Source organism: Gordonia hankookensis, assembly GCF_014673215.1.
Lineage (GTDB): Bacteria > Actinomycetota > Actinomycetes > Mycobacteriales > Mycobacteriaceae > Gordonia > Gordonia hankookensis.
The window spans coordinates 160,686-175,140 of sequence record NZ_JACWMS010000004.1 but is presented as its reverse complement, the minus strand read 5'-3'; the positions used below and the strand labels follow the sequence as shown (position 1 = coordinate 175,140).

Below are 14,455 nucleotides of genomic sequence, written 5' to 3'. Positions count from 1 at the left end.
CGGCTTACAGCGCGTCGGCGCCGCGCTCACCGGTGCGGACGCGAACGACCGACTCCACCGGCGACACCCACACCTTTCCGTCACCGATCTTGCCGGTGCGTGCCGCCTCCACGATGACGTCCACGACCTTGTCCACCGCCGCGTCGTCGACGACGACCTCGACGCGGACCTTGGGTACGAAGTCCACCGAGTACTCGGCGCCTCGGTACACCTCGGTGTGGCCCTTCTGCCGTCCGTAGCCCTGGACCTCACTGACGGTCATACCCAGGATTCCGGCCTGCTCCAAACCTGCTTTGACGTCCTCAAGCGTGAACGGTTTCACGATTGCGGTGATCAGCTTCATGAGTTATCCCTCTCCACAAGAATCAGCGTAGTAGCGAAAGTGCAGGGATTCATGCGAGTTCATATGCCGTCTCCGCATGTTCCGCCTCGTCGATGCCGTTGTGCTCGTCTTCCTGGCTGACCTTCCAGCCCAGCGGCTTGAGGACCAGCGCGATGATCGCGGTGAGGACACCGGTGAACACCAGGGCGAAGAGTGCGATGACGATCTGCACGACGAGCTGCTTGTAGTCGTGTCCGTAGAACAGACCGGTCTCCTCGGCCAGCAGACCGATGCCGATCGTGCCCCAGAGACCCGAGACGAGGTGCACACCGACGACGTCGAGCGAGTCGTCGTAGCCGAACTTGTTCTTCAGGCTGATGGCGAGCGCGGACAGGATTCCGGCGACGACACCCAGGATCATCGATCCGACCGGGGTCAGCGCCCCACAGGCCGGCGTGATAGCGACCAGACCTGCGACGATTCCCGATGCCGCACCGACCGAGGTGGGGTGCCGATCGCGAATCCACTCCACGGCCAGCCAGCCGATCATCGCGGCGGCGGTTGCCGCAGTCGTGTTGATCCACACCTTGCCTGCGACCATGTCGGCGGCGAGTTCCGATCCGGCGTTGAATCCGAACCATCCGAACCACAGGAGGGCCGCACCGAGCATCACGAACGGGATGTTGTGCGGCCGGTACGCGGTCTTGCCGAATCCGGCACGGGAACCGATGATCACGGCGAGCACGAGGCCTGCCATACCGGCGTTGATGTGGACCACGGTGCCGCCGGCGAAGTCGATCGGCGCCACAGTCGCTGCGCCGTCGGTGGTGCCGAACATCCATGAGGCGAAGCCGTTCTCGGCGCCGGACATGATGCCGCCACCCCAGACCATGTGCGACAGCGGGAAGTACACGATCGTCGCCCAGACGACCGAGAACACCAGCCACGTCGAGAACTTCACACGCTCGGCGAGCGAGCCCGAGATGAGTGCGACCGTGATGACCGCGAAGGTCAGCTGGAATGCGAGGAACACCGTCGACGGGATCGTGAGCCCGCCGGTGACGACCTGCTCGACCGCCTCGCCACCCTTGGTCACCTCTTTGGTCTCCATCAACTGATTGGACCCGAAGAGCGCGAACGGGTTCGAGAAGACGCCCCAGATGTCGTCGTCGCCTGTGATGCCATTACCGAAAGCCATCGAGAAGCCCCACAGCACGTACACGACACTGACGGTCGCGATCGAGCCGAAGGACATCATCATCATGTTCAGAACCGACTTGCCCCGCGACAGCCCCCCGTAAAAGAAGGCCAATGCCGGCGTCATCAACAGAACCATCGACGCACTGGCGAGCATCCACGCTGTATTGCCGGCATCTGGAACTGCGAAAGCGTCGTCTGGCAGTGCCAAAACCACTGTAGAAACCTCCTCAGAGTGCGCCGACGGCTCGGCGCCTGCAAAGAGACTGTCGGCAGTCGGTTTCATCCGTGGTGCTCAGACGTTTCGAGAATGTGAACCACTCGCCGGTTTATATTTCCTGCGGGTAACAGCGCAGGTCGTGCCTCAGCGGGTTCTCAGGCCCTTCGAAGAATCGCCGACCGCGAATTCACGTTCTCTGAAGCTCGATTTCAGAGCGGTGAATCTTCTACAGCAGCGCGTCGACAAATGCCTCCGGCTCGAACGGCGCCAGGTCGTCGGCGCCCTCGCCGAGGCCGACGAGCTTCACCGGTACGCCGAGCTCTTCCTGCACGTGGAACACGATGCCGCCCTTGGCGGTGCCGTCCAGCTTGGTCAGGACCACGCCCGTGATGTCGACGACTTCGGCGAACACCCGCGCCTGGGTGAGCCCGTTCTGGCCCACCGTGGCGTCGAGCACGAGCAGAACCTCGTCGACCGGCGCCTTCTTCTCGACGACCCGCTTGACCTTGCCCAACTCGTCCATCAGACCGGTCTTGGTGTGCAGCCTCCCCGCGGTGTCGATCATCACCACGTCGGCACCGTGATCGATGCCCTTGACGACGGCGTCGAAGGCCACAGATGCCGGATCCGCCTGTTCCTTGCCCCGGACCACCTCCGCGCCGACTCGTTCGCCCCAGGTCTGCAGCTGGTCGGCAGCAGCCGCGCGGAAGGTGTCCGCGGCACCCAACAGCACGCGTCGGCCGTCGGCCACCAGCACCCGCGCCAGTTTTCCGGTGGTCGTCGTCTTCCCGGTCCCGTTGACCCCGACCACCAGGACCACGGCGGGCTGTCCGGCATGCGGCAGGGCACGGACCGAGCGGTCGAACCCGGGACGCAACTGCTCGACGAGCACCCGCTTGAGCAGCGCGCGTGCGTCGTCGGCGGTACGCACGCTCGACGTGGCGAGTTCGGTCCGCAGACGCTCGACGACCGCCATCGTGGACGCCGTGCCGAGATCGGCCATCAAGAGCGTGTCCTCGATGTCCTCCCAGCTCTCCTCGTCCAGATCGCCGGCCCCGAGCAGGCCGAGCATGCTCTTACCGATCGCGCCCTGGGATCGGGACAGCCGCCCGCGCAGACGGCCGAGCCGGCCCGCCGTCGGGGCGATCTCGTCGAGTTCGGGTGCGGCGGTCGGGGCCGCCTCGGGTGCTGCGGGTTCGACTGCTGTGGGTTCGGCTGCTGCCGGTTCAGCGACCGGCACCTCGGATGTCGCCGGCGCCTCAGGTGCCTCCGGCGCCGCGGGCTCGGGCGCGGGTTCCGGTTCTGCGGGTTCGACCGCGGGCGCCTCGGGCGCTGAGCTCGGGGCCGCGGCGACGTCGTCGGGTGCCGATGTCTCGGTGGTGTCGTCTGGCAGGGTCTGCGTGCCGGTGTCCGCATCCGCGTCGGGCAGCGCGACGTCCCGAATACCGCGCTGCGCGGAGTCGCGGGGTACCGACGCGTCATCACCGACACCGGGCTGGCCGTCGACCTCGGTGCGTTCGGTACCGGGACGCACCACCGGCTCCGGGGGTTCGGCGAGACCGACCCCGCCGCCGCCCTGGCTGAAGTTGAATCCCGAGCCCGCTTGATAACCGCCCGACTTGTCGACCTGCCTGGTAGTACCGTCGACGGGCCGCTGTGTCCCCGAATCGTCGGACAGCGAGATCCGCCGTCGCCGCGACAACATCACGCCGAGAACGACCAGCGCGATGAGCACGATGACGGCGACAACGATGCCGATGATGACTGCGGTGTTCACTCCGGTAGACCCCTGTCGTTGTGGTTGATACGAGCGAGCTACCCGATCAGGGTCGCACGTGAGGCTGAACGGCCGTCAGGTCGCGTCGGTGTTGGTGACCGGCAGGTCCACCCCACGCAGGCGCTGCGAGATCACCGTGGTGATGCCGTCCCCGCGCATACTCACGCCGTACAGCGCGTCGGCGACCTGCATCGTCGGCTTCTGGTGCGTGATCACGATCAGCTGGGATCGCTCACGCAACTGCTCGAACAGCGAGATCAGGCGTCGCAGGTTGGTGTCGTCGAGTGCCGCCTCCACCTCGTCCATCACATAGAACGGGGAGGGCCGTGCCCGGAAGATCGCCACCAGCATGGCCACCGCGGTGAGCGACTTCTCACCACCGGAGAGCAGCGAGAGCCGCTTGACCTTCTTTCCCGGTGGGCGGGCCTCGACCTCGATTCCGGTGGTGAGCATGTCGCCGGGCTCGGTGAGCACGAGACGTCCTTCGCCACCCGGGAACAACGTGGTGAACACCTGGGCGAACTCCCGCTCGACGTCGGCGTACGCCTCGGTGAACACCTGCAGGATGCGGGCGTCGACCTCCTCGACCACCGACAACAGGTCCCGACGGGCCGCCTTGACATCCTCGAGCTGAGCCGAGAGGAAGTTGTAGCGCTCCTCGAGCGCGGCGAACTCCTCCAGTGCGAGTGGGTTGACCTTGCCCAGGGTGTTGAGGTCCTTCTGTGCCTTCTTGGCCCGTGTCTCCTGCGTCGCGCGATCGAACGGCAACGGCGCGGGCGCCACCACCGACTCGCCACGGGCCTTCGCCTGCTCGTACTCGTGCATCTCGAGCGCCGAGGGCGGCATCGGTACGTCGGGACCGTACTCGGCCACGAGGTCATCCGGCGCGATCGCGAACGAATCCAGGATCTGTTCCTCGAGTTGCTCGATCCGGAGGGCGGCCTGTGCCCTGGCCAGCTCGTCGCGGTGCACGGTGTCGCGCAGCGTGTTGAGTCTGGTGGTCAGCTCGGCGACCTTGTTCTTGAGTTCGTCGACGGCCGCGGTCCGCTCCACGCGCACCTGTTCGAGCTCGTCACGGCCTGCCTGGGCGTTCTGCACAGCCACCGAAAGTCGCTGGGAGACTTCGGCTCCCGCCTCCACGACGGCAGACGCGACGGCAGCGGCGCGTCGGCGTGCCAGGTCCTGACGCTCAGCACGCAGCCGCGCCTCGCGTTCGCGCTGCGCGGCCCGACGCAAGGAATCCGCACGTCCCCGCACCGAGGCGAGTCGTTCTTCGGCCGTTCGCAACTGCAGTCGCGCCTCCATCTCCGCCGACCGCGCCGCGGCCACCGCCTCCGCCGCGGCGGTACGGGGCGTGTCGTCGCCTGTGTGAGCCGGGGTGTCGTCGGATTCGTCACGCGCATAACGCAAACGCTCTTCGAGCTCATGCAGGGTGGTCAGTGCCTCGGCGCGACCTTCCTCGGCCTTGCCGCGCTGGCGGGTCAGACGTTCGCTCTCCGATCGTGCCGCACGGATCTCGTGGCCGAGGCGCGCCATCTGCTCGTAGGTGCCGCCGACGTTGGCGTCGGATTCGTGCAACGCGGCCAACGCTTCTTCGGCGGATTCACGCCGGCCCACCTGCGCGGACATCGCGCCGTCGAGGGCGGCCTCGATCTCCTCGAGCCGACGTCGGGCCGCGGCCAGTTCGGAGGTCGCCGCATCGATGGCCGACTGGACCTCGAGCGTCGACGGCCGGTGCGACGAGCCCCCCTCGATGGACCCCGGACCGATCCGGTCACCGTCGAGGGTGACTGTCCGGACGCGGTGTCGCTGCGCGATGTCGAGACCTTGCTCGGCGGTGTCCACCAGGACCGTGTCGGCCAGCACATGCTCGACGGCACCGCGGACCGACGGCCGGCAGGTCACCACCGAGGATGCCCAGCGGGCACCGTCGGGCAGGTCGATGTCGGTCCGGGCCGCGGCATCGGGCAGGCCGCCGAGGATCAGCGCGGCGCGACCGCCGTCGCCGGCTTTCAACGCGGCGAGGGCCCGGACCGCGGCGATGGCGTCCACGGTGGCGATCGCGTCGACCGCAGGCCCGAGGGCACCGGCGATGGCCGTCTCGTAACCTGCGTCGACGGTGAGCAGTTCCGACATCGGCGCGACGAGTCCGTCGGGGGCGTTGTCGAGCAGCCATGCGCCGCCGTCGTTGCGTTCGAGTCCGACCTCGAGTGCCTCGATCCGCGCGGACAGCGACGCGATCCGCTGCTCGGTCTCACGTTGCCCGGCCTGCAGCGACGCCACCCGCTCGTTCGCCTGGTTCAGCGCCGCGACCGAGCGTTCGTGATGCTCGTCGAGTCCGTGTTCGGCGGCCTCGTACTCCCCCAGCGTCTCGGCCATCGAGTCCTGCTGGGCCTGGGCCGCTTCGGCTCGCTCGTTCGCCGCGGCGATCGCGCTGGTGAGGCGGGCCGTCTCGGCGTCGACCGACTCCGACTTGGTCCGCAGGTTGGCGACCTGCCCTTCGAGGCGGGCGAGGCCCTCTCTGCGGTCGGCGATGGCTCGAACCGCCGCCATGTGGGCCTGTTCGGCCTCGGCGGCCACCTGCTCGGATCGGGACAGCTCTGCCTTCACGGCGTCCAGATACTCGGCCGCCGCGCCCACCGCGCCGTCGAGTTCTGCCTCGGTGATCGCCGCTTCCTCGGCCTCGCGTTCGAGTTCGTCGGGATCGGGGCCACCCGGCGCGCTGGACGGCTCACTCAGGTAGCGGCTGCGCTCGGCCGCCACCCGGCACGTCGCGTCCACCCGCTCGGCCAGTGCAGACAACCGGAACCAGGCCTGGGCGGCGGCGGTGGCGGCAGGCGCGACCTCCGCGAGGTGGCGTTCGTGTTCGGCGAGTTCGGCGGTGACATGGTCGAGCGCGGCGGTCACCTCGTCCTGTTGTTGCCGGACCTCGTCCTCGACCGCCGTGTGCTCGGCCATCTCGGAGCGGCGGGTCACCAGATCGTCTGCGGCCAGCCGCAGACGCGCGTCGCGCAGGTCGGCCTGGACCGTCTGCGCCCGGCGCGCCACTTCGGCCTGCCGTCCCAGTGGCTTGAGCTGACGTCGGAGCTCTGCGGTCAGGTCGGTCAGGCGGGCCAGGTTGGCCTGCATCCCGTCGAGCTTGCGGACCGCCTTCTCTTTCCGCTTGCGGTGTTTGAGGACGCCGGCTGCCTCCTCGATGAACGCTCGCCGATCCTCGGGTCGCGACTCGAGGATGGCCGCGAGCCTGCCCTGTCCGACGATGACGTGCATCTCCCGGCCGATACCCGAGTCGCTCAGCAACTCCTGCACGTCCATCAGCCGGCAGGAGTTCCCGTTGATCTCGTACTCGCCGGCCCCGTCGCGGAACATCCGCCGCGTGATGGAGACCTCGGAGTACTCGATGGGCAGTGCGCCGTCGGAGTTGTCGATGGTCAGGGTCACCTCCGCGCGACCGAGAGGCGGCCGTCCGGAGGTACCCGCAAAGATGACGTCTTCCATCTTGCCGCCGCGCAGCGCCTTGGCACCCTGCTCGCCCATCACCCAGGTCAGCGCATCGACGACGTTGGACTTGCCCGACCCGTTCGGCCCCACCACACAGGTGATACCCGGCTCGAAGCGCAGCGTCGTCGACGACGCAAACGACTTGAAGCCCTTCAGGGTGAGGCTTTTGAGGTGCACGACGGTACAGAATACTCACCATCGTGGCCTGATCACCGTCACCACGCGGTGGCGAGCACGTCCCTCCCGCGCCTCATGCGGCCGCCGCAGGCGAGGGTCACCGCTCGACGAAGCCGCTCAGATCGCCGCGTGCGGCGTCGAACCGCTCGACGACGAGGTCGACCGAACCCGCGGTCTCGCCCGACCTCAGCGCAGCCAGCAGCGCGTCGGCCGCATCCCGGGGCCCTTCCGCGACCACCAGCACGCGGCCGTCGGCCAGGTTGGCGGCGTAGCCGACGAGTCCCATCTCGAGTGCCCGGGAGCGCGTCCACCATCGGAACCCGACGCCCTGGACATGCCCGTGCACATACGCGGTGAGCCGGACGTCCCCGTTGTCGGGCATGGCTCAGTCGGTCTCGATCGCGAGGTTGACCGTGGCACCGGCCTTGATGGTGCGCCCGACCGTGCAGACCGCGTCGATCGCACGCTCGACCACCACGAGCAGCCGCTCGGCGGCCGCGTCGTCGAGTTCGGACAGGTCGACCTCGAGGACTTCGTCGAGGACCGGGTATCGCTCGTTCTCACGGTCGGCCGCGCCACTGACCCGGACGGTGGCGTCGTAGTCGTCACCGAGACGCCGGGACAGCGGCCGGTCCGACGACATGCCGGTGCAGGCGGCCAGCGCGATCTTGAGCAGTTCCCCAGGGGTGAACACGCCCTCGACGTCGTCGGAACCGATCAGAACCTCCGCGCCCCGAGAACTCCGACCGGTGTAGCGGCGGGTACCGGTACGTTCGACCCACAGATCGGTGTGGGGATGATGTGCCGCCTGGCCGTCGGCTGCGGCCTGGGTGGTCTGCTGATCGGTCGTCATGGTCGCTGATTCGATCCTTTTCCTCGTGTACGGCCGGTGATCGGCTCGGTTGCGATCTCGGCTGAACTGACAACACGAACGGACCCGGATTGCTTCCGGCTCGATTCGCGGCGCTGACACTTCGGGCAGTAGTACGAGCTGCGGTTCATGAACTGCTCGCGGCGCATGATCGCACCACAACGCCGGCACGGCAGTCCTTCGCGCCCGTATGCATTGAGTGATCGTTCGAAGTAGCCCGACTGCCCGTTGACGTTCACATACAACGCATCGAACGACGTCCCGCCGGCCACGAGGGCCTCACCCATCACATCGGTCACGGAGCCGACCAGATCGGCGATCTTGGCCCGGCTCAATCGATCTGCCATCCTGCTGCCGTGAATCCGACTGCGCCACAACGCCTCGTCGGCGTAGATGTTGCCGACCCCGGAGATCACTGTCTGATCCAGGAGCACACGTTTGATCTCCGAGTGGCGGGCTCTGATGGCGAGTACGACAGCGGCCGGATCGAACGCAGGGTCGAAAGGATCGGGCGCGATGTGTGCGATCGACTCGGGCAGCGAGCCCCCATCGGCGACCGGCGGCCCCAGGTATTCGTCGACATGCCAACCGCCGAAGGTCCGCTGGTCAACGAATCGCAGCTCGTTGCCGTCGTCGAGAGTGGCACGGATCCGCAGATGCACGTGGTCCGGGGCCCCGGCCTCGGTGATCAACATCTGACCGCTCATGCCCAGGTGGACGACGACCGGAAATCCATCGGTGTCGTCACCGAGGTCGAGCCAGAGATACTTGCCGCGCCGGTGGGCACCGGTGACGGTCTTCCCTGTCAGGCGTCCGGCGAGGTCCGCGCCACCCCCGAGGTGACGCCGCACCGATCGGGGATGCAGGACCTCGACGGCGACGATCTGCCGTCCGGCGACATGGTCGGTGAGGCCACGCCGAACCGTCTCGACCTCGGGTAGCTCAGGCACTGGGCTCCGCCGATCAGTTCGCGGCCGCGGCGCGGTCGGTCAGCACCTGCCAGGCCAGGGCTGCTGCCTTCTGCTCGGCCTCTTTCTTCGTCCGTCCGCTGCCCTCGCCGAGTCCTTCCCCGGCGATCATCGCGGTCGCGGTGAATTCCTTGTTGTGGTCGGGACCGGTGGACGAGATCTGGTAGTGCGGCGGACCGAATCCGTGTTCGGCGGAGAGTTCCTGCAACGAGGTCTTCCAATCGAGTCCGGCCCCGAGATGTCCTGCGTGCCCGATGATCTCGTCGAACAGTCCCAGAATGATGGTCTGGCATTCGGCCAGTCCGTGCTCCAGGTACAGCGCACCGAGCAACGACTCCAGGCCGTCGGCGAGGATGCTGTCCTTGTCGCGGCCACCGGTCATCTCCTCACCCCGACCGAGGTAGAGATGACGCCCGAGACCACCCGGGCCGAGACCGCGGGCCACGTCCGCGAGCGCATGCATGTTGACCACGCTCGCCCGGATCTTGGCCAGCTCACCCTCGGATTTGTCCGGATATCGAAGATAGAGACGCTCGGTGATCACCACACCGAGCACCGAGTCGCCCAGGAACTCCAGGCGCTCGTTGGTGGGCAGGCCCCCGTTCTCGTATGCATAGGAACGGTGGGTCAATGCCAGGGTGAGCATCGGCGGAGACAACTCTCCGCGGACGGCGGTCAGCAGATCCCCGAACCCGCCGTCGGTGGTCTCGGTCCGCGTCGACTCGTCGGTCGCGCCTTGTCCTTCGGCCACGACGGTTCAGTCACCGCCCTGATCGTCCGGACGTCCCGATGCGTTCGGGGACGCCTCCTCGGTGGACCCGAATTTGTCCCGCAGCGCTGCCCATCGCGGGTCGATGACGTCGTGCGCGTGCCCGGGTTCGGCGACCGCGAGCCGGACACCGCACTCTGGACACAGCCCTTCGCAGTCCTGCGAGCACAGCGGCGACATCGGGAGCTCGAGCGCGACGGCATCGATGATCGATTGCTCCAGATCGACGCGGTCGTCGGAGATGCGGTGGATGTCCTCGGCATCGGTGGTCTGTTCCGTCTCACTGTCCGGATAGGCGAACAGTTCGGTGAGGAACACGGTGACGGTGCCGTCGACCGGCTCCAGACAGCGCGAGCACTGCCCCTTGGTCTCACCGCTCACGGTCCCGGTCACCAGCACGCCTTCGCTGACCGATTCCAATCGCAGATCGAGGTCCACCTCCGAATCCTCGGGGATCGCGATCATGTCGACGCCGAGACGCTCGGGGGCGATGGCGGTGCGGTGTACCTCCGACATCGTTCCCGGCCGGCGGCCGAGGGACCGGATGTCGAGTACGAAGGGATCACGGACGGCTGCTGCCGAGTCGGGCGTCCGCTTCTCGGGGCCGCCGCGCGGATCGGCAGGTGACACCGACTCGCCCGCGGCGCTTCCGCGGCTCATTGCATGTTCAGACACAGTTGCACGATACGCCCGACCTGCGGGGTGTTCGAACGACATCCGCTCGAATCACCCGTGGCAGGCCCGACGCCTCACACGGCCAGGCGGGAACCCGGCTCGTCGGCGACATCCCGGCTCGACGACGCACCGCCGCGCGGTGCCGGCGGCTCGTCCACGCTGCGCGGGTACTCGACGTAGTCATGCATGCCTGCACCCGTGCGCAGCTGATGGCGGCCACGGTTCACCGACCGCAGCGTGCCCGTGAGGATCTCCTCGAACTGCGCCAGCTTCTCGTCGACGTAGATGTCGCAGTCGCCCCGCAGCCGGTCGGCCTCGGCGTGTGCGGCATCGATGATGCGTTCGGCCTCGGATTTGGACGCGGCGACCACCTCGGCCTCCGAGACCAGTCGCTGCTGTTCGGCGATGCCGTCGGCGACCGACTTGTCGTAGGAGTTGTTGGCCGAGTCGATGGTCCGCTGCGCCTCGGCCCGCGCACGTCCGGTGACGGCGTCGAACTCCCGCGCCGCACTGGTCGACAGGCGATGAGCCTCCGCGGTGGCCTCGTCCACCAGCTGGTTACCGTGTGCGCCGGCCTCGTCCACCATGCGATCGGCCTGGGCCTTGGCCTCGGAGAGGATGCGGTCGGCCTCTGCGCGAGCGTGGCCCATCACCGCATCGGATTCCGAGTCGGCCTTGCTGATCACGTTCTCCGCGTGCTCCCGGGCATTGCCGACGAGCGAATCCCGCTGATCGAGCACGTCCTGGGCGTCGTCGAGCTCACCTGGGATGGAGTCCTTGATGTCGTCGAGGAGTTCGAGGACATCGCCTCGTGGAACGACGCAGCCCGCAGTCATCGGGACGCTTCGCGCTTCCTCGACAATCGCGACGAGTTCGTCGAGCGCTTCAAAAACCCGGTACACAGCTACCCCAATCCGGCGTATGCCTTCGGTCTGCGAATGAAACAACTGTGACTATTGTGCCGAATGGTGTGTCTGTGATTAGTGAGGCGTGAGGGGTGTGTCGCGCAGCGGTGAGCCTAGATGCGGCGCTCACCCGCCAGTCGCGCTTGCAGACGCTCGTGAATCCTCGGCGACAGGAAGGGCGCAACGTCCCCGCCGAGCTTGGCGACCTCTTTGACCAAGGAGCTCGACACGTGGGCGAAGCGCGGATCTGTCAGCAGGAACATCGTCTCCACATCGGTGAGGTCGCGATTCATCTGCGCCATCGGCACCTCGTAGTCGAAGTCGGTGCCCGAGCGCAGACCCTTCACGATCGTGTCGATCCCCTCGTTGCGCGTGTAGTCGACGAGCAGTCCGGTCCACCGGTCCACCCGGACGTTCGGCAGATCCGCACAGTCCTCGCGGATGAGGGCGATGCGTTCGTCCACCCCGAACATGCCCTGCTTGTTCGGGTTCACCACCACGGTGACCACCAGGGAGTCGAATCGGGCGGCCGCCCGCTCCACGATGTAGCGGTGGCCGACGGTGAACGGGTCGAAGGATCCGGGAAAGACAGCTGAGGTCATATCCGGAAATCTACGCGAGCGGTCCCCGCCGTCCGGGTCATGACCCGGCGGTCAGCTCGGCCGCCAGCCGAGCCACGAGATCGGCGGCCGGACCGGCGGTCACCGACCGCCAGCTCGTCCCCGCCCACAGATTGATGTCGTCGGCCTCGCCGGCGGCGGTCGCCGCAGACCGGATCGGTTTCGTCACGTGATGCACGTGCGGATACCGAGCCGGTGCCCCGGGATGGCGCTCGGCGAATCCGTTCCGCAGCGACCGTGCCGAGCGCCCCGAGAAGGACCGCGTGACGACCGTGTCGGCGAAGATCCCGTTCAGCAACGCCCGACGGTACGGTGCAGACGTCCCGGCCTCGTCACAGCACAGGAATGCCGTTCCCAGCTGCGCACCGACTGCGCCGAGAGCCAGCAGTGATCTGATCGTGGCGCCATCGGCGACACCACCCGCCGCGATCACCGGCACATCGACCTCCCCGACGACGGTGCGCACGAGGTCGGCGGTCGTGGTGCGCGGTCCGCCGTCGGGTTCGGACGGATCGTCGAACCACAAACCGCGGTGACCGCCCGCCTCGATGCCTTGTACCACCACCGCATCGGCACCCGATGCCACCGCGGTGACGGCCTCCGGCACCGAGGTCACGGTCACCGCGACCGGAACGCCGAGTTCGCGGTGGACCCGTGAGACGACCGCGGCACCCGGGTCACCGAAGGTGAAGCTGATGATCGCAGGCCGGTGCCGGGCCAGGACGTCGAGCTTCTCGGCCACCCGCTCGTCTGTGAACCGCGGCTCACCGGGCGCGACGCCGTAGCGCGCCGCTTCGCTCCCGAGATCCTCGACGTAGGCCTGGACTGCACCGTCCCTGTCGTCATCCGGCTCGGGCCCGGACAGGAAGAGATTCACGCCGTAGGGCCGGTCCGACCGCCCTTCGACGTCGGTGACCAGGTCTTCCAGCGCTTCGGGGGCCAGGTAACCCGCGGGGAGCCAGCCGAGTCCGCCCGCTGCGCCCACCGCGGCGATCAGCGCGGGCGTCGAGGGGCCGCCGGCCATCGGCGCGCACATGATCGGCAACGGGACCTGCAGCGAACCGATCCGGATCGGTTCGACGCCGTCGACGGCTTCATTCATGGTCGGCCACCTCCACGCGGGTATCTCCGTAGGTCTTCTCGACGAGCACGCTCATCCCGTCCGGCCACTCGGTCACCGGCGCTCGCGCACTCCGTTCCACCACCACGACGCCACCGTCGGCCAGCCACCCGGCCCCGAGGGCCGCGAGATCGGCTGTCATCTCGTCGTTCGCCTGGTCGTACGGCGGATCGAGGAAGATCAGGTCGAATCGGCCGGTTGGGGCCGTCGCCAAGAACGTCGCCACGGGCCGGGTGACCACCACACCTGATCCGGTCTTGCCGCAGGTGGCGAGGTTACCCCTGATCACCGAGGTGGCGCGTCGGCGAGAATCCACGAAAGTCGCGTGCTCCGCGCCGCGGGAGAGCGCCTCGATCGCGAGCGCACCCGACCCCGCGTACAGGTCCAGCACGCGGGTACCTGCGAGGTCGAACCGGGCGGAGATCATGTTGAACACGGCTTCCCGGACCCGATCGGACGTGGGACGCGTACCGTCGTCAGGAACGGACAATCGGCGCCCGCGGGAGTCACCGGCGATGATTCTGGTCATTGCCCTCATTCTGCGCCCCGGACCCCTGTCGATGACGTCCGCCCCGTCCCCACGCATAGGCACCGGGTGACATGGATGTGACCCACTTCACAAACCGGTGCTGAACAGGCGGAAGGTAGGGCATTCCGGGACCGATTTCCGCTGCTAGATGACTTCGCGGACACACATTGTTAACGTCAAAAAGGTCATGAGCCCGTCCCAAACTAGAACGGCCCCAACAACTGCCCTTGCTGTCGATTATCGACAGCCCACCGCCGACGACGGCATGCGACTGTGGGAAATCGCCTCGGACTCAAAGGTTCTCGACGTCAACTCGAGTTACGCCTACGTCCTGTGGTGCCATGATTTCGCCACCACATCCATCGTCGCAGAAGTCGACGGACATCCGGTCGGTTTCGTCACCGGATATCGCCGTCAGACCGACCCGTCGACCATCATGGTCTGGCAGGTCGCGGTGGACGACAATTACCGTGGTCACGGCATCGCCGGCACCATGCTGCACCGTCTTCTCGACCGCACCCAGCGGTCCGGCGTGGTGGCGATGCACACCACGATCAGCCCGGACAATGCCGCCTCGCAACGGTTGTTCGAGTCCGTCGCCGATGCGCGTGGACTGCGATTCGAACGTCGGGATCTGTTCGCCGCAGAACAGTTCCCGGGCGCCCACGAGCCCGAGGATCTCTACATCCTCGAACCGACAGTTTCCGAATTCTGATTTCGCACAACAATTGTGAAATTGCGGCGGTGCCAACTCCCGGGTCACCGGTGATCTCGGCCGCCGCCGTCCATTGATCGTCACAACAA

General features: G+C 67.3%; 14 protein-coding genes. 1 reads left to right on the top strand and 13 read right to left on the bottom strand.

Going from position 1 to position 14,455, the window contains the following annotated elements; genetic code table 11:
- Window positions 1-4: 4 nt before the first annotated feature.
- From IDF66_RS18950 to rsmD, 13 genes are all read right to left on the bottom strand, one after another.
- Window positions 5-343: a P-II family nitrogen regulator gene (locus IDF66_RS18950; protein ID WP_005176661.1), complete on the bottom strand. Its 339-nt coding sequence runs from the start codon at window positions 341-343 to the stop codon at window positions 5-7.
- 49 nt (window positions 344-392) lie between these two features.
- Window positions 393-1,736, bottom strand: a complete 1,344-nt coding sequence (locus IDF66_RS18945) for an ammonium transporter (RefSeq protein WP_190268179.1) — start codon at window positions 1,734-1,736, stop codon at window positions 393-395.
- 229 nt (window positions 1,737-1,965) lie between these two features.
- On the bottom strand, window positions 1,966-3,516 hold the full coding sequence (gene ftsY, locus IDF66_RS18940; RefSeq protein WP_190268178.1) for a signal recognition particle-docking protein FtsY: 1,551 nt from the start codon (window positions 3,514-3,516) through the stop codon (window positions 1,966-1,968).
- Window positions 3,517-3,591: 75 nt separating this feature from the next.
- Complete coding sequence (gene smc / locus IDF66_RS18935; RefSeq protein WP_190268177.1) at window positions 3,592-7,194, bottom strand: chromosome segregation protein SMC; 3,603 nt, start codon at window positions 7,192-7,194, stop codon at window positions 3,592-3,594.
- Between the two features lie 97 nt (window positions 7,195-7,291).
- A complete protein-coding gene (locus IDF66_RS18930; RefSeq protein ID WP_190268176.1) occupies window positions 7,292-7,576 on the bottom strand; it encodes an acylphosphatase in 285 nt (94 codons plus the stop codon).
- Window positions 7,577-7,579: 3 nt separating this feature from the next.
- Window positions 7,580-8,047: an OsmC family protein gene (locus IDF66_RS18925; RefSeq protein WP_190268175.1), complete on the bottom strand. Its 468-nt coding sequence runs from the start codon at window positions 8,045-8,047 to the stop codon at window positions 7,580-7,582.
- The gene (gene mutM, locus IDF66_RS18920) at window positions 8,044-9,015 is read right to left on the bottom strand and encodes a bifunctional DNA-formamidopyrimidine glycosylase/DNA-(apurinic or apyrimidinic site) lyase (RefSeq protein ID WP_190268174.1); all 972 of its coding nucleotides are present in this window, start codon (window positions 9,013-9,015) and stop codon (window positions 8,044-8,046) included. The genes IDF66_RS18925 and mutM overlap by 4 nt, the downstream gene beginning before the upstream one ends.
- 13 nt (window positions 9,016-9,028) lie before the next feature.
- Window positions 9,029-9,715, bottom strand: a complete 687-nt coding sequence (gene rnc / locus IDF66_RS18915) for a ribonuclease III (RefSeq protein ID WP_203588507.1) — start codon at window positions 9,713-9,715, stop codon at window positions 9,029-9,031.
- A gap of 75 nt (window positions 9,716-9,790) precedes the next feature.
- Window positions 9,791-10,477 (bottom strand): YceD family protein, encoded by a 687-nt coding sequence (locus tag IDF66_RS18910; protein WP_317628766.1) that lies wholly within the window; start codon window positions 10,475-10,477, stop codon window positions 9,791-9,793.
- A gap of 74 nt (window positions 10,478-10,551) precedes the next feature.
- Window positions 10,552-11,379 (bottom strand): DivIVA domain-containing protein, encoded by an 828-nt coding sequence (locus IDF66_RS18905; RefSeq protein WP_190268173.1) that lies wholly within the window; start codon window positions 11,377-11,379, stop codon window positions 10,552-10,554.
- Window positions 11,380-11,495: 116 nt separating this feature from the next.
- Window positions 11,496-11,984, bottom strand: a complete 489-nt coding sequence (coaD, locus tag IDF66_RS18900; RefSeq protein WP_164306654.1) for a pantetheine-phosphate adenylyltransferase — start codon at window positions 11,982-11,984, stop codon at window positions 11,496-11,498.
- A 37-nt stretch (window positions 11,985-12,021) separates the two neighbouring features.
- Window positions 12,022-13,104, bottom strand: coding sequence for an NAD(P)H-dependent flavin oxidoreductase (locus tag IDF66_RS18895; RefSeq protein ID WP_190268172.1), 1,083 nt, complete (start codon window positions 13,102-13,104; stop codon window positions 12,022-12,024).
- On the bottom strand, window positions 13,097-13,651 hold the full coding sequence (rsmD, locus tag IDF66_RS18890) for a 16S rRNA (guanine(966)-N(2))-methyltransferase RsmD (RefSeq protein WP_190268171.1): 555 nt from the start codon (window positions 13,649-13,651) through the stop codon (window positions 13,097-13,099). The genes IDF66_RS18895 and rsmD overlap by 8 nt, the downstream gene beginning before the upstream one ends.
- A 187-nt stretch (window positions 13,652-13,838) precedes the next feature.
- Between rsmD and ectA the strand changes: the two genes are divergently transcribed.
- A complete protein-coding gene (gene ectA / locus IDF66_RS18885) occupies window positions 13,839-14,366 on the top strand; it encodes a diaminobutyrate acetyltransferase (protein ID WP_190268170.1) in 528 nt (175 codons plus the stop codon).
- Window positions 14,367-14,455: the final 89 nt, after the last annotated feature.

Bases quoted from the DNA above. Each gene is read 5' to 3' on its own strand.
- IDF66_RS18950 (WP_005176661.1), bottom strand. From the start codon at position 343: ATGAAGCTGATCACCGCAATCGTGAAACCGTTCACGCTTGAGGACGTC.
- IDF66_RS18930 (WP_190268176.1), bottom strand. From the start codon at position 7,576: ATGCCCGACAACGGGGACGTCCGGCTCACCGCGTATGTGCACGGGCAT.
- IDF66_RS18925 (WP_190268175.1), bottom strand. From the start codon at position 8,047: ATGACGACCGATCAGCAGACCACCCAGGCCGCAGCCGACGGCCAGGCG.
- coaD (WP_164306654.1), bottom strand. From the start codon at position 11,984: ATGACCTCAGCTGTCTTTCCCGGATCCTTCGACCCGTTCACCGTCGGC.
- IDF66_RS18895 (WP_190268172.1), bottom strand. From the start codon at position 13,104: ATGAATGAAGCCGTCGACGGCGTCGAACCGATCCGGATCGGTTCGCTG.
- rsmD (WP_190268171.1), bottom strand. From the start codon at position 13,651: ATGACCAGAATCATCGCCGGTGACTCCCGCGGGCGCCGATTGTCCGTT.
- ectA (WP_190268170.1), top strand. From the start codon at position 13,839: ATGAGCCCGTCCCAAACTAGAACGGCCCCAACAACTGCCCTTGCTGTC.